Source organism: Photobacterium japonica (assembly GCF_050337005.1).
GTDB lineage: Bacteria > Pseudomonadota > Gammaproteobacteria > Enterobacterales > Vibrionaceae > Photobacterium > Photobacterium japonica.
This window is the reverse complement of the sequence record NZ_JAKJSN010000078.1, coordinates 1-16,610: the sequence shown is the minus strand read 5'-3', so window position 1 is coordinate 16,610 and position 16,610 is coordinate 1. Positions and strand designations below refer to the sequence as shown.

The window sequence follows — 16,610 nt, the reverse complement described above, 5'->3', positions numbered from 1 at the left end:
AGCTTCTTTACGAAGGCCGTGCTGGTGAGAACGTTGGTGTTCTTCTACGTGGTACTAAGCGTGACGAAGTTGAACGTGGTCAGGTTCTTGCTAAGCCAGGTTCAATCACTCCACACACTACTTTCACTTCAGAAATCTATGTGCTTTCTAAAGATGAAGGTGGTCGTCACACTCCATTCTTCAAAGGTTACCGTCCACAGTTCTACTTCCGTACAACTGACGTAACTGGTACTATCGAGCTACCAGAAGGCGTTGAAATGGTAATGCCTGGTGATAACATCTCTATGACTGTTACTCTAATCGCGCCAATCGCGATGGACGAAGGTCTACGTTTTGCTATCCGTGAAGGTGGCCGTACAGTTGGTGCTGGTGTTGTTGCAACTATCGTTGCTTAATAACTACTAGTAACACAGTACTGAAAAAGGGAGCTTCGGCTCCCTTTTTGTCTTTTTGTGATTGCTCGTTTTATGCGTTGATGTACCATTATCCGCTTATCCGCTTATCCGCTTATCCGCTTATCCGCTTATCCGCTTATCCGCTTATCCGCTTATCCGCTTATCCGCTTATCCGCTTATTTCTGACGGCTGTCTGATTAGCTAGTCTTGTCTGTCTTTATATTCATAAAAAGCATAACTGACTATTTTATAGTCCAAAAGCATATAGATGTTTTGATTACCTCAAGTGGTAATAAGAACGCTTCTTGTTTATATTTGTGCCTATTGAATATAAGAGTGTTGCCCTATGTTTGTTTGTCTCTGTCATGCCATATCAGATAAAAAAATTGCCCAATTGGTTGAGCAGGAAGGTGTCTATGATCTTAAAGGACTTAGACAACTGACACCGTTAGGATCACAGTGTGGCAAGTGCATACGACAGGCCAAAGTGCTGATTGAACATACGGTGGCAGCAAAATATCAAAAGGCCAGTTAACGCACGGGCTTTTCCTTCATCAGGCTTTTGACACCCCTCTGATCGGTTCTATGCTTTAGACAATCGACAGAGGAGTGTGTGCGATGAAAGCGGATCCAAAAATTATTCAACATCTCAATAAAGTCCTCGGTAACGAGCTGGTTGCCATTAATCAATATTTCCTCCATGCCCGCATGTATAAAGATTGGGGCCTCAAGCATCTCGCTGACAAGGAATACCATGAGTCCATCGATGAGATGAATCATGCCGATCACTTAATCGAACGTATTCTGTTTCTTGAGGGGATCCCTAACTTACAAGATCTCGGTAAGCTCAATATCGGTGAAGATACCCAAGAGATGCTCGAATGTGACTTAGCACTGGAGATGGCTGCCATTCCGGATCTGCGCGAAGCCATTGCGTATGCGGAAGATGTTCATGACTATGTCTCACGTGATGTATTCCAAGCAATTTTGTCGGATGAAGAAGAGCACGTGGATTGGTTAGAAACCCAGTTAGGACTGATCGAAAAAATGGGGATCGCCAATTATAACCAGGCACAAATTGTCGATGATGATGAGTAATCGATAGATAAGGGTGGGGTAGGTTATAGAAATGCCTTATTTATCAATTAATTAATGAGGAGGCGTATTTTATGCTGTGCAAGCCTGATTATTTTTCCTACAAGGCTTGCGTTCCAAAGTGTGATCTGTATAATGCCATCCACTGCCTGAGGTAACCAAATCTCATAAGTGCAGTTGTGAACCAATAAGCGTTGAGGAAGAAGTTGCTAGTCAACTTAACAATGTATACTCTGACTTATGTTCGCAGTCATTAAATTGACTGACAATGTATCCGATAGGGATGCTACGTTCACATAAATCAATCGGCATTCTCTCGTCTTATCGAGTCTGAGTGGCGATATTGTTTGTGTAATTTTTATTTGGAGCTCTGTCTAATGCAGAACCAACGTATTCGTATCCGCCTAAAGGCTTTCGATCACCGTTTGATCGATCAGTCAACTGCGGAAATCGTTGAAACAGCTAAGCGTACTGGCGCGCAGGTTAAGGGTCCAATCCCTCTTCCTACTCGCAAAGAGCGTTTCACTGTACTTATTTCTCCTCACGTTAATAAAGACGCACGTGACCAGTACGAAATCCGTACTCACAAGCGCCTAATTGACATCGTTGAGCCAACAGACAAAACTGTTGACGCTCTTATGCGTCTAGATCTAGCTGCTGGCGTTGACGTTCAGATCAGCCTAGGTTAAGGGGAGATAAGAGAATGATTGGTCTAATCGGTCGTAAAGTGGGCATGACCCGCGTATTTACCGAAGATGGCGTTTCTATCCCAGTAACTGTGGTTGAAGTTGAAGCAAACCGCGTTTCTCAGGTTAAATCTGTAGAAACTGACGGCTACAACGCAATCCAGGTAACTACTGGTTCAAAGAAAGCTAACCGTGTTTCTAAGCCAGCTGCTGGCCACTTCGCGAAAGCGGGTGTTGAAGCGGGTCGCGGTCTTTGGGAATTCCGTCTAGATAACAACGAAGAGTTTGCTGTTGGCGCTGAGCTAACTGTTGAACTATTCAACGAAATCAAAAAAGTAGACGTTACTGGTACATCTAAAGGTAAGGGTTTCCAAGGTGCTGTTAAGCGCTGGAACTTCCGTACTCAGGATATGACCCATGGTAACTCCTTGTCTCACCGTGCTCCGGGTTCAATTGGCCAATGTCAAACTCCAGGTCGCGTATTTAAAGGCAAGAAAATGGCTGGTCACATGGGTGCTGAGCGTGTAACGACTCAAAACCTAGAGATCGTACGTGTTGACGCTGAGCGCAATCTGCTTCTTATTAAAGGTGCAGTACCAGGTGCTACAGGCGGTAACGTGATCGTAAAACCAGCTGTTAAAGCGTAACGTCGAGGAGTTAGTAATGGAATTGGTAGTCAAAGGCGCTAACGCGCTAACTGTCTCCGAAACTACTTTTGGGCGTGACTTCAATGAAGCGCTTGTACATCAGGTAGTTGTTGCTTTTGCAGCAGGTGCTCGTCAAGGTACTCGTGCTCAGAAGACTCGTTCTGACGTTTCTGGTGGTGGCGCTAAGCCATGGCGCCAGAAGGGTACAGGCCGCGCTCGTGCTGGTACAATCCGTAGTCCGCTATGGCGTACCGGTGGTGTAACTTTCGCTGCACGTCCACAGGACCACAGCCAGAAAGTTAACAAGAAAATGTACCGTGGTGCGATGAAGAGCATCCTGTCTGAGCTAGTTCGTCAAGAGCGTCTAATCGTTGTTGAAGACTTCTCAATCGAAGCTCCTAAAACTAAAGCACTAGTTGCTAAGTTGAAAGAATTCGAATTGGCAGATGTACTGATCGTAACTGGTGAACTAGATGAAAATCTATTCCTAGCTGCACGTAACCTATACAAAGTAGACGTACGTGACGCGAAGGCAATCGACCCAGTTAGCTTGATCGCTTTCGATAAAGTTGTGATGACTGCAGCAGCAGTTAAAGCAGTTGAGGAGATGCTAGCATGATCACTGAAGAGCGTATTTTAAAAGTTCTACGTGCTCCGCACATCTCTGAAAAAGCAACCATGGCTGCTGAAAACGGTAACACTATCGTTTTCAAAGTAGCGATGACAGCAACTAAGAAAGAGATCAAAGCAGCAGTTGAAAAACTGTTTGAGGTTGAAGTTAAGTCTGTAAATACTCTTATCACTAAGGGTAAGACCAAACGTCAAGGTATGCGCCAAGGCCGTCGTTCAGACGTGAAGAAAGCGTATGTTATCTTGAAAGAAGGTCAAGACATCGACTTCGCTGGCAGTGCAGAGTAAGGCTAGGAGCAAAGAAGAATGGCTATTGTAAAATGTAAGCCGACTTCCCCAGGTCGTCGCCACGTTGTTAAAGTGGTTAACTCTGACCTGCATAAGGGTAAGCCGTACGCACCACTACTAGAGAAAAAATCTAAGTCTGGTGGTCGTAATAACAACGGTCGTATCACAGTACGTCACATCGGTGGTGGTAACAAAAATGCTTACCGTATCATCGATTTCAAACGTACTAAAGATGGCATCCCAGCGAAAGTTGAGCGTCTAGAATACGATCCAAACCGTAGCGCAAACATCGCTCTAGTTCTGTACGCAGACGGTGAGCGCCGCTACATTATCGCACCTAAAGGTCTTCAGGCTGGTGATGCAATCCAGTCTGGCGCAGATGCTGCTATCAAAGTTGGTAATACACTACCAATGCGCAACATCCCAGTAGGTTCAACCGTACACTGTGTTGAACTTAAGCCTGGTAAAGGTGCACAGCTGGCTCGTTCAGCTGGTGCATACGCTCAGATCATTGCACGTGCAGGCACTTATGTGACTCTACGTCTACGTTCTGGTGAAATGCGTAAAGTTCTTGCTGAAGGTCGTGCGACTCTAGGTGAAGTTGGTAACGCAGAACACATGCTACGTGAGCTAGGTAAAGCCGGTGCTTCACGTTGGCGTGGTATCCGCCCAACTGTACGTGGTGTTGTAATGAACCCAGTTGATCACCCACACGGTGGTGGTGAAGGTCGTACATCAGGCGGTCGTCACCCAGTTACACCTTGGGGTGTTCCTACTAAGGGTTACAAGACTCGTAAGAACAAGCGTACCGACAAGTACATCGTACGTCGTCGTAACAAGTAATTATAAAGAGGATACGCCATGCCACGTTCTCTCAAGAAAGGTCCATTTATTGACCTACACTTGCTGAAGAAGGTAGAGAAAGCGTTGGAAAGCGGTGACAAAAAGCCTGTAAAGACTTGGTCCCGTCGCTCAATGATCATCCCTCAGATGATCGGTTTGACCATCGCTGTCCATAATGGTCGTCAGCACGTTCCTGTTTTCGTTTCTGAAGAAATGATCGGTCACAAGCTAGGCGAATTTGCACCAACACGTACTTATCGCGGCCACGCTGCAGATAAGAAAGCTAAGAAGCGCTAAGGAGTAAGTAATGGAAGCTATCGCTAAACATCGCTTTGCTCGCATTTCGCCGCAGAAAGCTCGTTTGGTTGCAGATCAACTGCGCGGTAAGCCAGTTGCTCAAGCTCTAGAAATTCTAACTTTCAGCAACAAAAAAGCTGCTGATCTTATCAAGAAAGTTCTAGAGTCTGCTATCGCTAACGCAGAACACAACGAAGGCGCAGACATTGATGATCTTAATGTTGCAAAAATCTTCGTTGACGAAGGTCCTACCATGAAGCGTATTATGCCTCGTGCTAAAGGCCGTGCCGATCGCATCTTGAAGCGTTCTAGCCACATCACTGTTGTTGTAGCAGACCGCTAAGAGACTAGGAGAGAAAGCAATGGGTCAAAAAGTACATCCTAATGGTATTCGTCTTGGCATCTGTAAGCCTTGGAATACCACTTGGTTTGCTAACAGCCAAGAGTTCGCTGACAACCTAGACGGCGACTTCAAGGTGCGTCAGTTCCTAACTAAGGAACTAGCAAAAGCGTCTCTTTCACGTATCGTTATCGAGCGTCCTGCTAAGAGCATCCGTGTGACTATTCACACTGCTCGTCCAGGCGTTGTTATCGGTAAGAAAGGCGAAGACGTAGAGAAACTACGTGCAGCAGTAGCGAAGATCGCGGGCGTTCCAGCTCAGATCAACATCTCTGAAGTACGTAAGCCAGAGCTAGACGGTCAACTAGTAGCAGACAGCATTTCGTCTCAGCTAGAGCGTCGCGTAATGTTCCGTCGCGCTATGAAGCGTGCAGTTCAGAACGCTATGCGTCTTGGCGCTAAAGGTATCAAAGTAGAAGTAAGCGGCCGTCTAGGCGGTGCTGAAATTGCACGTACTGAGTGGTACCGTGAAGGCCGTGTGCCTCTACACACTCTACGTGCTGACATTGATTACGCAACTTCTTCGGCTCACACCCAATACGGTGTTATCGGCGTTAAAGTTTGGATCTTCAAAGGTGAAGTTCTAGGCGGTATGCCGGTTGAAGAGCCTAAGGCTGACAAGCCTAAGAAGCAGCGCAAAGGCCGTAAATAAGGAGTTTATTGATGCTGCAACCTAAACGCACTAAATTCCGCAAGGCCTTTAAAGGTCGTAACCGCGGTCTAGCGAACGGTACTGATGTAAGCTTCGGTACATTTGGTCTTAAAGCTGTTGGCCGTGGTCGCCTAACTGCTCGTCAGATCGAAGCGGCACGTCGTGCTATGACTCGTCATATCAAACGTCAGGGCCAAATCTGGATTCGTGTCTTCCCAGACAAACCAATCACATCTAAGCCTCTTGAAGTTCGTCAAGGTAAAGGTAAGGGTAACGTTGAGTACTGGGTAGCACAGATTCAACCAGGTAAAGTTCTATACGAAATGGATGGTGTTTCTGAAACACTAGCTCGTGAAGCATTCGATCTTGCTGCACGTAAGCTACCAATCAAAACAACATTCGTAACAAAGGCGGTGATGTGATGAACGCACAAGATCTGCGCGCTAAAAGCGTCGAAGAACTGAATGCTGAGCTTGTGGGCTTGCTACGTGAACAGTTTAACTTGCGCATGCAAGCTGCAACTGGTCAACTACAGCAGTCTCACACTCTGAAAGCAGTACGTCGCGATATCGCACGTGTTAAAACCGTTCTGACTGAGAAGGCTGGCGCATAATGAGCGATAAAATTCGTACTCAGCTTGGTCGTGTTGTTAGCGACAAAGGCGACAAGTCAATTGTTGTTGCAATCGAGCGTAAAGTGAAGCACCCGATCTACGGTAAGTACATCACACGCACGACTAAACTTCATGCACATGACGAAAACAACGAATGTGGCCTAGGCGACATGGTTGAAGTTCGTGAGTGTCGTCCACTGTCAAAGACTAAGTCTTGGACATTGGTACGCGTAGTTGAAAAAGCTCGCGGTTAAGCGAACTTAGCTACGATATAACAGAGCGGCCCCCGAGAATCTTTGGGGCCGTTTATTTTTTGTCTACCCAACGGTCGAAAATGGTGTTATTATTCGCCGCCTTTGAAGAAAAGGCAAATCGACTCGTAATGGGTCTAGATGTTTAAAATTAGCGGAGCACTAACATGATCCAAATGCAAAGTATGCTTGATGCAGCCGATAACTCCGGCGCACGTAGCGTAATGTGTATTAAGGTTCTGGGTGGTTCACACCGTCGCTATGCACATATCGGTGATGTCATCAAAGTTACTGTTAAGGAAGCAATTCCTCGCGGTAAAGTTAAGAAAGGTGACGTTCTGAAAGCGGTGGTCGTGCGCACTCGTAAAGGCGTTCGTCGTCCAGACGGCTCTGTCATTCGTTTTGACCGTAATGCTTGCGTACTGTTGAACAACACTACTGAGCAACCAGTCGGTACTCGTATTTTCGGCCCTGTGACACGCGAGCTTCGTGGCGATAAGTTCATGAAGATCGTTTCACTAGCGCCTGAAGTACTGTAAGGAGTAATTCAAATGGCAGCTAAAATCCGTCGTAACGACGAAGTTATCGTTCTTACTGGTAAAGATAAAGGTAAGAAAGGTAAAGTAACTAAGGTTCTAGCAACCGGTAAAGTTATCGTTGAAGGTATTAACCTTGTGAAGAAGCACCAGAAGCCGGTACCGGCAATGGGCGTCCAAGGTGGCATCGTTGAAAAAGAAGCAGCAATTGACGCTTCTAACGTTGCAATCGTTAACGGTGAAGGTAAAGCGGACCGTGTAGGCTTCCGATTTGAAGACGACAAAAAAGTTCGTTTCTTCAAGTCGACTGGCGAAACTATTAAGTAAGTTGGAGTAGTACTATGGCGAAACTGCATGATTACTACAAAGAGACTGTTGTAAAAGATCTTGCTGGCAAGTTCGAATACAAGAGTATCATGCAAGTCCCAAGGATCGAAAAGATCACACTTAACATGGGTGTGGGCGAAGCTATCAATGACAAGAAGCTGCTAGAGAACGCTGCTGCTGACATGACTGCAATTGCAGGTCAGAAGCCGCTAATCACTGTAGCGCGTAAGTCTGTTGCTGGTTTTAAGATCCGTGAGGGCTACCCTATTGGCTGTAAAGTAACCTTACGTGGCGAACGTATGTGGGACTTTTTCGAGCGTCTAATTTCAATTGCTGTACCTCGTATCCGTGATTTCCGTGGTCTAAACCCGAAATCATTCGACGGTCGTGGTAACTACAGCATGGGCGTTCGTGAGCAGATCATCTTCCCAGAAATCGAATACGATAAAGTAGATCGTGTGCGTGGTCTTGATATCACAATCACAACTTCTGCGAAATCTGATGAAGAAGCTCATGCTCTACTGTCTGCTTTTAACTTCCCATTCCGTAAGTAAAAGTAAGGGTTACTAATGGCTAAAGAATCTATGAAGGCACGCGAAGTAAAACGTGCCAAGCTAGTAGCTAAGTTCGCTGAAAAGCGTGCTGCGCTAAAAGCTCTAATTAGCGACGTGAATGCGTCTGAAGAAGACCGCTGGAATGCAGTGCTTAAACTTCAGTCACTACCACGTGATTCTGCGAAGTCTCGTCAGCGTAACCGCTGTAACCAGACTGGACGTCCACACGGCTACCTACGTAAGTTTGGTCTAAGCCGTATCAAGGTTCGTGAAGCTTGCATGAAAGGCGAGATTCCGGGTCTACGTAAAGCAAGCTGGTAATCAGCTAGCAATTCAGAATCACGGAGTATTAACTTATGAGCATGCAAGATCCGATTTCGGATATGCTGACCCGTCTTCGTAACGGTCAGGCAGCGAAAAAAGTTGCTGTTAAAATGCCATCTTCTAAGCAGAAAGTTGCAATCGCTGCACTTCTAAAAGAAGAAGGTTTCGTGGCTGATTTCACCGTAACTGGTGAAGTTAAGCCTGAGCTAGAAGTTACTCTTAAGTACTTCGAAGCTAACCCAGTTATCGAGCAAATCCAACGTGTATCACGTCCTGGTCTGCGCATCTACAAGAAAAAAGATGCTCTACCATCAGTGATGGGTGGCCTTGGTATTGCTGTTATCTCAACTTCCAAGGGTCTTATGACCGACCGCGCTGCTCGTAAAGCGGGCCTTGGCGGTGAGATTATCTGCTACGTAGCATAATAGGAGTAGGAAATGTCTCGTGTTGCAAAAGCACCAGTAGTTATTCCTGCCGGCGTAGAAGTTAAACTCAACGGTCAGGAAATCACTGTTAAAGGCGGTAAAGGCGAACTAGTTCGTACTATCCACCAGGCAGTTGTATTGTCCCAGGAAGAAAACACCATCACTTTCGGTCCTCGTGAAGGATTCGATAAGGCTTGGGCTCAAGCAGGTACTGCTCGTGCACTAGTTAACAACATGGTTGTTGGTGTTACTGAAGGCTATACTAAGAAGCTTACTCTGAAAGGTGTTGGTTACCGTGCGAACGTTGCTGGTTCAACTGTTAACCTAACTTTAGGCTTCTCGCACCCAGTTGCGCATGAACTACCAGCAGGTATCAAAGCTGAATGTCCTTCACAAACTGAAATCGTACTAACTGGTACTGATAAGCAGGTTGTTGGTCAAGTAGCTGCAGATATTCGTGCTTACCGTAGCCCTGAGCCTTACAAAGGCAAAGGTGTTCGTTACGCCGATGAAATCGTGCGTACTAAAGAAGCTAAGAAGAAGTAAGGTAACACTATGGATAAGAAAGCATCTCGTATCCGTCGTGCGACCCGAGCACGTCGTAAGATTGCTGAACTGGGCGCAACTCGCCTAGTTGTACACCGTACTCCACGTCACGTGTACGCTCAGGTAATCGCACCAAATGGCTCTGAGGTAATCGCAGCCGCTTCTACCCTAGAAAAAGCGATCCGTGAGCAGGTTAAGAGCACCGGTAACAAAGACGCTGCTGCAGCTGTAGGTAAAGCTATTGCTGAGCGCGCGATTGAAAAAGGCATCTCTAACGTTGCATTCGATCGTTCTGGTTTCCAATACCACGGCCGTGTAGCTGCACTAGCAGAAGCTGCTCGTGAAGCTGGTCTGAAATTCTAAGGTAGGCGGAAGATGGCTAACGAAAAAACTCAATCAGATTTGAATGAAAAGCTGATCGCTGTTAACCGTGTATCTAAGACGGTTAAAGGCGGACGCATTTTCAGCTTTACTGCACTGACTGTAGTTGGTGACGGTAACGGTCGCATCGGTTTTGGTTACGGCAAGGCACGTGAAGTTCCTGCTGCAATCCAGAAAGCGATGGAAAAAGCACGCCGTAACATGGTTACTGTTTCACTAAACGACGGTACTCTACACCACGCTGTTAAAGGCGCACACACTGGTTCTAAAGTGTACATGCAGCCTGCTTCAGAAGGTACTGGTATCATCGCCGGTGGTGCAATGCGTGCAGTGCTAGAAGTTGCGGGTATCCGTAACGTTCTTGCAAAAGCATACGGTTCTACTAACCCAATCAACGTTGTTCGCGCAACAATTGACGGTTTGAGTGGAATTAACTCTCCAGAAAAGATCGCTGCTAAGCGTGGTCTTTCTGTTAAAGAAATTCTGGAGTAATCGACATGGCAAAGACTATTAAAGTAACACAGACAAAGAGCTCTATCGGTCGTTTACCGAAACATAAAGCTACTTTGCTGGGCCTTGGCCTTCGTCGCATCAACCACACTGTAGAACTTGAAGATACTGCTTGCGTACGCGGCATGATCAACAAGGTTTACTACATGGTTAAAGTTGAGGAGTAATCAGTATGCGTTTGAATACTCTATCACCGGCTGCTGGTTCTAAGCCTTCTGCGAAGCGCGTAGGCCGTGGTATCGGTTCAGGTCTGGGTAAAACTTGTGGCCGTGGTCACAAAGGTCAGAAATCACGTTCAGGTGGTTCTGTACGTCCAGGCTTCGAAGGCGGTCAGATGCCTTTGAAACAGCGTCTACCAAAATTCGGTTTTACTTCTCGTAAGAGCCTAGTATCAGCTGAAGTTCGTCTAGCAGAGCTAGCGAAAGTTGAAGGTGACGTAGTAAGCCTAGAAACACTTATGGCTGCGAATGTAATCACTAAGAACATTCAGTTCGCGAAAGTTGTACTTTCTGGTGAGATCACTCGTGCTGTAACTGTTAAAGGTCTACGCGTGACTAAAGGCGCTAAAGCTGCTATCGAAGCTGCAGGCGGTAAAATCGAGGAATAATTAACTCGAGGATGAGGTACAGATGGCTAAACAACCAGGACAAGATTTTCGTAGTGCGCAAGGTGGCCTAGCAGAGCTTAAGACTCGCCTGCTGTTCGTATTAGGTGCTATCTTAATTTTCCGAGCGGGCTCCTTTGTGCCTATTCCTGGTATTGACGCTGCTGTACTTGCCGATCTGTTCGAACAGCAAAAGGGTACCGTCATTGAACTGTTTAACATGTTCTCTGGCGGTGCACTTGAGCGTGCTTCCATTCTGGCGCTGGGCATCATGCCGTATATATCGGCATCGATCATTGTCCAGTTGCTAACGGTTGTATATTCGCCTTTGGCAGAGCTGAAGAAGGAAGGGGAGTCTGGCCGTCGTAAGATAAGCCAGTATACCCGTTACGGCACGCTTGTTTTGGCAACCTTCCAAGCAATTGGTATTGCGACGGGGTTACCAAGTATGATCCCTGATCTGGTCGTAAACCCAGGTCTTGGATTCTACTTTGTTGCGGTTGTGAGTTTGGTTACCGGCACCATGTTCTTAATGTGGTTAGGTGAGCAAATTACTGAACGTGGCATTGGTAACGGCATATCTGTGATTATTTTCACTGGTATCGTTGCAGGTTTGCCACCAGCTATTGGACAGACAGTGGAGCAAGCGCGTCAAGGTGAATTGCACGTACTTCTTCTGCTATTAATTGCAGTAATTTCTTTTGCTGTTATCTACTTTGTCGTGTTTATGGAGCGTGGTCAGCGTCGAATCGTCGTTAACTATGCCAAGCGTCAACAAGGCCGTCGTGTCTTTGCTGCGCAAAGCACGCACTTGCCGTTGAAAATCAACATGGCAGGGGTAATTCCAGCAATCTTTGCATCAAGCATTATTCTGTTCCCAGGCACACTGACTCAGTGGTTTGGACAGAATGAAAACTTGTCTTGGCTCAGTGATGTATCACTTGCGCTAAGTCCAGGTCAGCCACTTTATGTGATGCTTTATGCTGCTGCGATTATTTTCTTCTGTTTCTTCTATACCGCGTTGGTGTTTAACCCTCGCGAGACAGCTGACAACTTGAAGAAGTCTGGTGCGTTCGTACCTGGTATTCGCCCGGGAGAACAGACCGCAAAATATATAGATAAAGTGATGACCCGTCTGACATTGGTCGGTGCGATGTACATTACCTTTATCTGTCTGATCCCCGAGTTTATGATGATTGCATGGAATGTCCGCTTCTATTTTGGCGGTACTTCACTACTGATTGTAGTTGTAGTCATTATGGACTTCATGGCTCAAGTTCAGACACATTTGATGTCTCAACAATATGAGTCTGTTTTGAAAAAGGCTAATCTGAAAGGCTCAAGCCGTTAAGATTGGTTAACTCATTTACGGAGTTTAGCAATGAAAGTTCGTGCTTCCGTTAAGAAAATCTGCCGTAACTGTAAAGTTATCAAGCGCAACGGTGTTGTGCGTGTAATTTGCAGTGAGCCAAAGCATAAACAACGCCAAGGCTAATTAGCAGAAATATTTCTTGCAAATTGAAGGTAGGTTGGCTAAATTAGCCAACCAATCTTTTGTGTGTGCAAAAGAATTGTTCCACCGCTGCGTATCCTAGACGGGCTCTGCAGCGGTTATTCTTGAAAAGTACTAGGAGTGAATAGTGGCCCGTATTGCAGGCATTAACATTCCTGATCATAAGCATTCTGTAATCGCACTTACTGCGATCTACGGCATTGGTAAAACTCGCTCTAAAGCTATTCTAGCTGAAGTGGGTATTGCTGAAAGTGTTAAGATCAGTGAACTAACTGAAGAGCAGATCGATCAACTGCGTGATGGTGTAGCTAAGTACACTGTAGAAGGTGATCTACGTCGTGAAGTATCGATGAACATCAAGCGTCTTATGGACCTTGGCTGTTACCGCGGTCTTCGTCATCGTCGCAGTCTACCACTACGTGGACAGCGTACTAAAACCAACGCACGTACCCGTAAGGGTCCGCGCAAGCCGATCAAAAAATAATCGGATAAGGTAGAGTACAATGGCAAAACAACCAACTCGCGCGCGTAAGCGCGTACGTAAGCAAGTAGCTGATGGCGTTGCGCACATTCATGCTTCTTTCAATAACACAATCGTAACCATTACTGACCGTCAGGGTAACGCTCTATCTTGGGCTACTGCAGGTGGTTCAGGTTTCCGCGGTTCTCGTAAATCTACTCCGTTCGCTGCACAGGTTGCTGCTGAGCGTTGTGGTGAAATGGCCAAAGAATATGGCGTTAAGAACCTAGAAGTTATGGTTAAGGGCCCAGGTCCTGGTCGTGAGTCTACTATCCGCGCTCTAAACGCTGCGGGTTTCCGTATCACTAACATTGTTGATGCGACTCCGATTCCACATAACGGTTGTCGTCCACCTAAGAAACGTCGCGTATAACGTTTCTAGGAAAACTGGAGAAAGAACATGGCAAGATATTTGGGTCCTAAGCTGAAGCTTAGCCGTCGTGAAGGCACTGACTTATTCCTTAAGTCTGGTGTACGCGCGATTGATACCAAGTGTAAGATTGATAACGCACCGGGCATGCATGGTGCGCGTCGCGGTCGTCTATCTGACTACGGCGTTCAGCTTCGTGAGAAGCAGAAAGTTCGTCGTACATATGGCGTACTTGAGAAGCAATTCCGTAACTACTACAAAGAAGCTGCTCGCCTTAAAGGCAACACAGGTGAAAACCTGCTTCAGCTTCTTGAAGGTCGTCTAGATAACGTTGTTTACCGCATGGGTTTCGGTGCTACACGCGCTGAATCACGTCAGTTGGTAAGCCACAAAGCGATCCTAGTTAACGGTACAGTCGTAAACGTTCCTTCTTTCAAGGTAACGGCAAACGACGTTGTTAGCATTCGCGAGAAAGCTAAGAACCAGGCACGCATCAAAGCAGCTCTAGAAGTTGCTACTCAGCGTGAACTACCGACTTGGGTCGAAGTAGACAGCAGCAAGTTGGAAGGTACGTTTAAGCGTCTTCCAGAGCGTTCTGATTTGTCTGCCGACATCAACGAACACCTGATCGTCGAGCTTTACTCTAAGTAAAGCTATAGTTAAGAGAGGACACAATGCAGGGTTCTGTAACAGAATTTCTTAAGCCACGTCTTGTTGATATTGAACAAGTTAACTCGACGCATGCAAAAGTAACTCTTGAGCCACTTGAGCGTGGTTTCGGCCACACTCTTGGTAACGCTCTACGTCGTATTCTTCTATCTTCAATGCCGGGTTGTGCCGTAACTGAAGTAGAGATCGATGGTGTGTTGCACGAGTACAGCACCAAAGAAGGAGTACAGGAAGATGTTCTTGAGATCCTTCTAAACCTTAAGGGCCTAGCCGTTAAGGTTGAGGGTAAAGACGAAGTTATCCTTACTCTGAATAAATCTGGTGCAGGCCCTGTTGTTGCAGGTGACATCACCCATGATGGTGATGTTGAGATTGCGAACCCAGAACACGTAATCTGCCACCTAACTGATGACAATGCTGAAATCAGCATGCGCATCAAGGTAGAGCGTGGTCGTGGCTATGTACCAGCGTCTGCTCGAATTCACACAGAAGAAGACGAGCGTCCAATTGGTCGTCTACTGGTTGATGCAACATTCAGCCCAGTTGACCGTATCGCTTACGCAGTTGAAGCAGCACGTGTTGAACAACGTACTGACCTTGACAAGCTTGTTATCGATATGGAGACCAACGGTACTCTTGATCCTGAGGAAGCTATCCGTCGTGCAGCAACGATTCTTGCTGAACAACTGGATGCATTCGTAGATCTTCGTGATGTACGTGTTCCTGAAGAAAAAGAAGAGAAGCCGGAGTTCGATCCGATCCTACTGCGTCCTGTAGACGATCTTGAACTAACTGTTCGCTCTGCGAATTGTCTAAAAGCAGAAGCGATCCATTACATCGGTGATCTCGTTCAGCGTACTGAGGTTGAGCTACTTAAAACGCCAAACCTTGGTAAAAAGTCTTTGACTGAAATCAAAGACGTGCTGGCATCACGTGGCTTGTCTCTAGGTATGCGCCTAGAAAACTGGCCGCCAGCATCAATTGCTGAAGATTAATAGTTACTGATATCTAGTTAGAAGGATTAGGTCATGCGCCATCGTAAGAGTGGTCGTCAACTCAACCGCAACAGCAGCCATCGCAAAGCGATGTTCAGCAACATGGCTAGCTCTCTGGTACGTCACGAACTTATCAAGACTACCGTGCCTAAGGCAAAAGAGCTGCGTCGCGTAATTGAGCCATTGATTACCCTAGCTAAGACAGACAGTGTTGCTAACCGTCGTCTTGCATTCGCTCGTACTCGTGATAACGAAGTCGTTGCGAAACTGTTTAACGAATTAGGTCCACGTTTTGCTCAACGTCCGGGCGGCTATACTCGCATTCTTAAGTGCGGTTTCCGTGCTGGCGATAAAGCCCCTATGGCTTACATTGAGCTTGTAGATCGTCCTGCAAAGGAAGAAGCTACTGCTGAATAAGCAATAGTGCGTTAAATACAAAAAAAGCCGAGTTTTTTAACTCGGCTTTTTTTTGTTTTTTTTACCATTACAAAGATTTGTGTTTCACCTTCCCTTCTTTGACTCTTCTATCTCTATCTCTATCTCTATCTCTATCTCTATCGGTACTTCGGCGTCTTATCGATAAATCATTTTTCCGTTCCCGCTTTTTGTTATGTCTTTATAAAGATGCGTTTGTTGTGCAGCCCCAGCTTGTTAGATCATGAAGGCCGTTGCGGCGATCTATACGCTGATACGCTTATTTTGGTGCATACCATTAAGTTATCCCCTCCTCGACCTGATCATGATGTTGGATGCAATGGCTGTTCTTTGTGATGGACAGTGCCTGTTTGATGGCGAAAAAGGAGTAATAAAGACAGGAGGGGAAAGGGGATTGTCATCCTGATAGAGACAAATAGCGTGTGATCAAGGGTGTTATTAGTACGACTTTTGTGTTTTTGTTTGTTTGGTGAGCGACTGAGCGGTGAGTGGATAAAAAAGGGTTGTCAGCGCGTATTATCTCCCTATAATGCCACCTCATCGACACGGAGCAACACGCAGATAAGCAAGTGTTAACCGGGTCGGCCTCGAAAGAGGGGTGTCAAATAAGTTGTTTTAATTCATTAAGAATTACTTGTTGACATTAAGTTGGGATGGCGTAGAATTCGCAACCCTGACCTGGCAAGCAACTCGAAAGAGTTTGATTGTTAAGTCAACGTTCTTTAACAATTTGACCATGCAATCTGTGTGGGCACTCGTGAAATGATAGTCAACAAAAGAATTATCAATGATACTGAGTGACCAATACAAAATGACGCAAGTTATTTTGGCACAGTCAATTCGTTCATTACTTCGGTAATGAACAACACAGTTTTTCATTGAGCCGCTATTTATAGCAGCAAACACTTTTAATTGAAGAGTTTGATCATGGCTCAGATTGAACGCTGGCGGCAGGCCTAACACATGCAAGTCGAGCGGTAACAGGAAGAAAGCTTGCTTTCTTTGCTGACGAGCGGCGGACGGGTGAGTAATGCCTGGGAACATGCCTTAGTGTGGGGGATAACCATTGGAAACGATGGCTAATACCGCATAACGTCTACGGAC

General features: G+C 46.1%; 31 protein-coding genes and 1 rRNA gene. All 32 read left to right on the top strand.

Annotated features, from left to right (window positions below; all coding sequences use genetic code 11):
- On the top strand, positions 1 to 395 hold a 395-nt coding region (locus L4C36_RS21725), incomplete at its 5' end, for an EF-Tu C-terminal domain-related protein (protein ID WP_489685894.1).
- Positions 396 to 741: 346 nt separating this feature from the next.
- Positions 742 to 930, top strand: coding sequence for a (2Fe-2S)-binding protein (locus L4C36_RS21720; RefSeq protein WP_428479873.1), 189 nt, complete (start codon positions 742 to 744; stop codon positions 928 to 930).
- A gap of 83 nt (positions 931 to 1,013) precedes the next feature.
- Positions 1,014 to 1,493, top strand: coding sequence for a bacterioferritin (gene bfr, locus L4C36_RS21715; RefSeq protein WP_428479872.1), 480 nt, complete (start codon positions 1,014 to 1,016; stop codon positions 1,491 to 1,493).
- Between the two features lie 374 nt (positions 1,494 to 1,867).
- Complete coding sequence (gene rpsJ, locus L4C36_RS21710; protein ID WP_002541412.1) at positions 1,868 to 2,179, top strand: 30S ribosomal protein S10; 312 nt, start codon at positions 1,868 to 1,870, stop codon at positions 2,177 to 2,179.
- Between the two features lie 14 nt (positions 2,180 to 2,193).
- On the top strand, positions 2,194 to 2,823 hold the full coding sequence (gene rplC, locus L4C36_RS21705) for a 50S ribosomal protein L3 (RefSeq protein ID WP_428479871.1): 630 nt from the start codon (positions 2,194 to 2,196) through the stop codon (positions 2,821 to 2,823).
- Between the two features lie 16 nt (positions 2,824 to 2,839).
- Positions 2,840 to 3,442, top strand: a complete 603-nt coding sequence (gene rplD, locus L4C36_RS21700) for a 50S ribosomal protein L4 (protein WP_428479870.1) — start codon at positions 2,840 to 2,842, stop codon at positions 3,440 to 3,442.
- Entirely contained in the window at positions 3,439 to 3,741 is a 303-nt protein-coding gene (rplW, locus tag L4C36_RS21695) for a 50S ribosomal protein L23 (protein ID WP_299016685.1), read from the top strand. Before rplD ends, rplW begins: the two co-directional genes overlap by 4 nt.
- 18 nt (positions 3,742 to 3,759) lie before the next feature.
- The gene (gene rplB / locus L4C36_RS21690) at positions 3,760 to 4,584 is read left to right on the top strand and encodes a 50S ribosomal protein L2 (protein ID WP_428479869.1); all 825 of its coding nucleotides are present in this window, start codon (positions 3,760 to 3,762) and stop codon (positions 4,582 to 4,584) included.
- An 18-nt stretch (positions 4,585 to 4,602) separates the two neighbouring features.
- Complete coding sequence (gene rpsS / locus L4C36_RS21685; protein WP_005302795.1) at positions 4,603 to 4,881, top strand: 30S ribosomal protein S19; 279 nt, start codon at positions 4,603 to 4,605, stop codon at positions 4,879 to 4,881.
- Between the two features lie 10 nt (positions 4,882 to 4,891).
- Complete coding sequence (gene rplV / locus L4C36_RS21680; RefSeq protein WP_047885226.1) at positions 4,892 to 5,224, top strand: 50S ribosomal protein L22; 333 nt, start codon at positions 4,892 to 4,894, stop codon at positions 5,222 to 5,224.
- Between the two features lie 19 nt (positions 5,225 to 5,243).
- The gene (rpsC, locus tag L4C36_RS21675; protein WP_428479868.1) at positions 5,244 to 5,933 is read left to right on the top strand and encodes a 30S ribosomal protein S3; all 690 of its coding nucleotides are present in this window, start codon (positions 5,244 to 5,246) and stop codon (positions 5,931 to 5,933) included.
- An 11-nt stretch (positions 5,934 to 5,944) separates the two neighbouring features.
- Entirely contained in the window at positions 5,945 to 6,355 is a 411-nt protein-coding gene (gene rplP / locus L4C36_RS21670; RefSeq protein ID WP_428479867.1) for a 50S ribosomal protein L16, read from the top strand.
- On the top strand, positions 6,355 to 6,546 hold the full coding sequence (rpmC, locus tag L4C36_RS21665) for a 50S ribosomal protein L29 (RefSeq protein ID WP_428479866.1): 192 nt from the start codon (positions 6,355 to 6,357) through the stop codon (positions 6,544 to 6,546). The genes rplP and rpmC overlap by 1 nt, the downstream gene beginning before the upstream one ends.
- Positions 6,546 to 6,800: a 30S ribosomal protein S17 gene (rpsQ, locus tag L4C36_RS21660; RefSeq protein WP_428479865.1), complete on the top strand. Its 255-nt coding sequence runs from the start codon at positions 6,546 to 6,548 to the stop codon at positions 6,798 to 6,800. Before rpmC ends, rpsQ begins: the two co-directional genes overlap by 1 nt.
- Before the next feature lie 164 nt (positions 6,801 to 6,964).
- Positions 6,965 to 7,336: a 50S ribosomal protein L14 gene (gene rplN, locus L4C36_RS21655; RefSeq protein ID WP_428479864.1), complete on the top strand. Its 372-nt coding sequence runs from the start codon at positions 6,965 to 6,967 to the stop codon at positions 7,334 to 7,336.
- 12 nt (positions 7,337 to 7,348) lie between these two features.
- Entirely contained in the window at positions 7,349 to 7,660 is a 312-nt protein-coding gene (gene rplX, locus L4C36_RS21650) for a 50S ribosomal protein L24 (RefSeq protein ID WP_428479863.1), read from the top strand.
- Positions 7,661 to 7,674: 14 nt separating this feature from the next.
- Positions 7,675 to 8,214, top strand: a complete 540-nt coding sequence (gene rplE, locus L4C36_RS21645) for a 50S ribosomal protein L5 (protein ID WP_428479862.1) — start codon at positions 7,675 to 7,677, stop codon at positions 8,212 to 8,214.
- Positions 8,215 to 8,229: 15 nt separating this feature from the next.
- Positions 8,230 to 8,535, top strand: coding sequence for a 30S ribosomal protein S14 (gene rpsN, locus L4C36_RS21640; protein ID WP_428447279.1), 306 nt, complete (start codon positions 8,230 to 8,232; stop codon positions 8,533 to 8,535).
- A 35-nt stretch (positions 8,536 to 8,570) separates the two neighbouring features.
- A complete protein-coding gene (gene rpsH, locus L4C36_RS21635; protein ID WP_428479861.1) occupies positions 8,571 to 8,963 on the top strand; it encodes a 30S ribosomal protein S8 in 393 nt (130 codons plus the stop codon).
- Between the two features lie 12 nt (positions 8,964 to 8,975).
- Positions 8,976 to 9,509 carry a 50S ribosomal protein L6 gene (gene rplF / locus L4C36_RS21630; RefSeq protein WP_428479860.1) on the top strand — a complete coding sequence of 178 codons (534 nt, stop codon included), beginning with the start codon at positions 8,976 to 8,978 and terminating at the stop codon, positions 9,507 to 9,509.
- Positions 9,510 to 9,518: 9 nt separating this feature from the next.
- On the top strand, positions 9,519 to 9,872 hold the full coding sequence (gene rplR, locus L4C36_RS21625) for a 50S ribosomal protein L18 (protein WP_047876502.1): 354 nt from the start codon (positions 9,519 to 9,521) through the stop codon (positions 9,870 to 9,872).
- A 12-nt stretch (positions 9,873 to 9,884) separates the two neighbouring features.
- Positions 9,885 to 10,382, top strand: coding sequence for a 30S ribosomal protein S5 (rpsE, locus tag L4C36_RS21620; RefSeq protein WP_428479859.1), 498 nt, complete (start codon positions 9,885 to 9,887; stop codon positions 10,380 to 10,382).
- Positions 10,383 to 10,387: 5 nt separating this feature from the next.
- A complete protein-coding gene (rpmD, locus tag L4C36_RS21615; protein ID WP_047876503.1) occupies positions 10,388 to 10,567 on the top strand; it encodes a 50S ribosomal protein L30 in 180 nt (59 codons plus the stop codon).
- Between the two features lie 5 nt (positions 10,568 to 10,572).
- Positions 10,573 to 11,007, top strand: a complete 435-nt coding sequence (gene rplO / locus L4C36_RS21610; RefSeq protein WP_428479858.1) for a 50S ribosomal protein L15 — start codon at positions 10,573 to 10,575, stop codon at positions 11,005 to 11,007.
- Positions 11,008 to 11,029: 22 nt separating this feature from the next.
- The gene (gene secY, locus L4C36_RS21605) at positions 11,030 to 12,355 is read left to right on the top strand and encodes a preprotein translocase subunit SecY (protein WP_428479857.1); all 1,326 of its coding nucleotides are present in this window, start codon (positions 11,030 to 11,032) and stop codon (positions 12,353 to 12,355) included.
- Between the two features lie 30 nt (positions 12,356 to 12,385).
- Entirely contained in the window at positions 12,386 to 12,499 is a 114-nt protein-coding gene (rpmJ, locus tag L4C36_RS21600) for a 50S ribosomal protein L36 (RefSeq protein WP_000868186.1), read from the top strand.
- Between the two features lie 145 nt (positions 12,500 to 12,644).
- Positions 12,645 to 13,001, top strand: a complete 357-nt coding sequence (rpsM, locus tag L4C36_RS21595) for a 30S ribosomal protein S13 (protein WP_428479856.1) — start codon at positions 12,645 to 12,647, stop codon at positions 12,999 to 13,001.
- Positions 13,002 to 13,020: 19 nt separating this feature from the next.
- Positions 13,021 to 13,410: a 30S ribosomal protein S11 gene (gene rpsK, locus L4C36_RS21590; protein WP_005370963.1), complete on the top strand. Its 390-nt coding sequence runs from the start codon at positions 13,021 to 13,023 to the stop codon at positions 13,408 to 13,410.
- Between the two features lie 27 nt (positions 13,411 to 13,437).
- The gene (rpsD, locus tag L4C36_RS21585; RefSeq protein WP_428479855.1) at positions 13,438 to 14,058 is read left to right on the top strand and encodes a 30S ribosomal protein S4; all 621 of its coding nucleotides are present in this window, start codon (positions 13,438 to 13,440) and stop codon (positions 14,056 to 14,058) included.
- A 23-nt stretch (positions 14,059 to 14,081) separates the two neighbouring features.
- Complete coding sequence (locus tag L4C36_RS21580; RefSeq protein WP_428479854.1) at positions 14,082 to 15,071, top strand: DNA-directed RNA polymerase subunit alpha; 990 nt, start codon at positions 14,082 to 14,084, stop codon at positions 15,069 to 15,071.
- A 33-nt stretch (positions 15,072 to 15,104) separates the two neighbouring features.
- The gene (gene rplQ / locus L4C36_RS21575) at positions 15,105 to 15,488 is read left to right on the top strand and encodes a 50S ribosomal protein L17 (protein ID WP_428479853.1); all 384 of its coding nucleotides are present in this window, start codon (positions 15,105 to 15,107) and stop codon (positions 15,486 to 15,488) included.
- 927 nt (positions 15,489 to 16,415) lie between these two features.
- Positions 16,416 to 16,610 (top strand): 16S ribosomal RNA (locus tag L4C36_RS21570); the annotation flags it as partial.

Bases quoted from the DNA above. Each gene is read 5' to 3' on its own strand.
- rplR (WP_047876502.1), top strand. From the start codon at position 9,519: ATGGATAAGAAAGCATCTCGTATCCGTCGTGCGACCCGAGCACGTCGT.
- rpsS (WP_005302795.1), top strand. From the start codon at position 4,603: ATGCCACGTTCTCTCAAGAAAGGTCCATTTATTGACCTACACTTGCTG.
- rpsH (WP_428479861.1), top strand. From the start codon at position 8,571: ATGAGCATGCAAGATCCGATTTCGGATATGCTGACCCGTCTTCGTAAC.
- rplV (WP_047885226.1), top strand. From the start codon at position 4,892: ATGGAAGCTATCGCTAAACATCGCTTTGCTCGCATTTCGCCGCAGAAA.
- rplW (WP_299016685.1), top strand. From the start codon at position 3,439: ATGATCACTGAAGAGCGTATTTTAAAAGTTCTACGTGCTCCGCACATC.
- rpsD (WP_428479855.1), top strand. From the start codon at position 13,438: ATGGCAAGATATTTGGGTCCTAAGCTGAAGCTTAGCCGTCGTGAAGGC.
- secY (WP_428479857.1), top strand. From the start codon at position 11,030: ATGGCTAAACAACCAGGACAAGATTTTCGTAGTGCGCAAGGTGGCCTA.
- rpmD (WP_047876503.1), top strand. From the start codon at position 10,388: ATGGCAAAGACTATTAAAGTAACACAGACAAAGAGCTCTATCGGTCGT.
- rpmJ (WP_000868186.1), top strand. From the start codon at position 12,386: ATGAAAGTTCGTGCTTCCGTTAAGAAAATCTGCCGTAACTGTAAAGTT.
- rpsC (WP_428479868.1), top strand. From the start codon at position 5,244: ATGGGTCAAAAAGTACATCCTAATGGTATTCGTCTTGGCATCTGTAAG.
- rpsE (WP_428479859.1), top strand. From the start codon at position 9,885: ATGGCTAACGAAAAAACTCAATCAGATTTGAATGAAAAGCTGATCGCT.
- rplE (WP_428479862.1), top strand. From the start codon at position 7,675: ATGGCGAAACTGCATGATTACTACAAAGAGACTGTTGTAAAAGATCTT.
- rpsQ (WP_428479865.1), top strand. From the start codon at position 6,546: ATGAGCGATAAAATTCGTACTCAGCTTGGTCGTGTTGTTAGCGACAAA.
- rplX (WP_428479863.1), top strand. From the start codon at position 7,349: ATGGCAGCTAAAATCCGTCGTAACGACGAAGTTATCGTTCTTACTGGT.
- rplF (WP_428479860.1), top strand. From the start codon at position 8,976: ATGTCTCGTGTTGCAAAAGCACCAGTAGTTATTCCTGCCGGCGTAGAA.
- rpmC (WP_428479866.1), top strand. From the start codon at position 6,355: ATGAACGCACAAGATCTGCGCGCTAAAAGCGTCGAAGAACTGAATGCT.
- rplD (WP_428479870.1), top strand. From the start codon at position 2,840: ATGGAATTGGTAGTCAAAGGCGCTAACGCGCTAACTGTCTCCGAAACT.
- L4C36_RS21720 (WP_428479873.1), top strand. From the start codon at position 742: ATGTTTGTTTGTCTCTGTCATGCCATATCAGATAAAAAAATTGCCCAA.
- rpsJ (WP_002541412.1), top strand. From the start codon at position 1,868: ATGCAGAACCAACGTATTCGTATCCGCCTAAAGGCTTTCGATCACCGT.
- rplQ (WP_428479853.1), top strand. From the start codon at position 15,105: ATGCGCCATCGTAAGAGTGGTCGTCAACTCAACCGCAACAGCAGCCAT.
- bfr (WP_428479872.1), top strand. From the start codon at position 1,014: ATGAAAGCGGATCCAAAAATTATTCAACATCTCAATAAAGTCCTCGGT.
- rplC (WP_428479871.1), top strand. From the start codon at position 2,194: ATGATTGGTCTAATCGGTCGTAAAGTGGGCATGACCCGCGTATTTACC.
- rplO (WP_428479858.1), top strand. From the start codon at position 10,573: ATGCGTTTGAATACTCTATCACCGGCTGCTGGTTCTAAGCCTTCTGCG.
- rpsK (WP_005370963.1), top strand. From the start codon at position 13,021: ATGGCAAAACAACCAACTCGCGCGCGTAAGCGCGTACGTAAGCAAGTA.
- rplN (WP_428479864.1), top strand. From the start codon at position 6,965: ATGATCCAAATGCAAAGTATGCTTGATGCAGCCGATAACTCCGGCGCA.
- rplB (WP_428479869.1), top strand. From the start codon at position 3,760: ATGGCTATTGTAAAATGTAAGCCGACTTCCCCAGGTCGTCGCCACGTT.
- rplP (WP_428479867.1), top strand. From the start codon at position 5,945: ATGCTGCAACCTAAACGCACTAAATTCCGCAAGGCCTTTAAAGGTCGT.
- rpsN (WP_428447279.1), top strand. From the start codon at position 8,230: ATGGCTAAAGAATCTATGAAGGCACGCGAAGTAAAACGTGCCAAGCTA.
- L4C36_RS21580 (WP_428479854.1), top strand. From the start codon at position 14,082: ATGCAGGGTTCTGTAACAGAATTTCTTAAGCCACGTCTTGTTGATATT.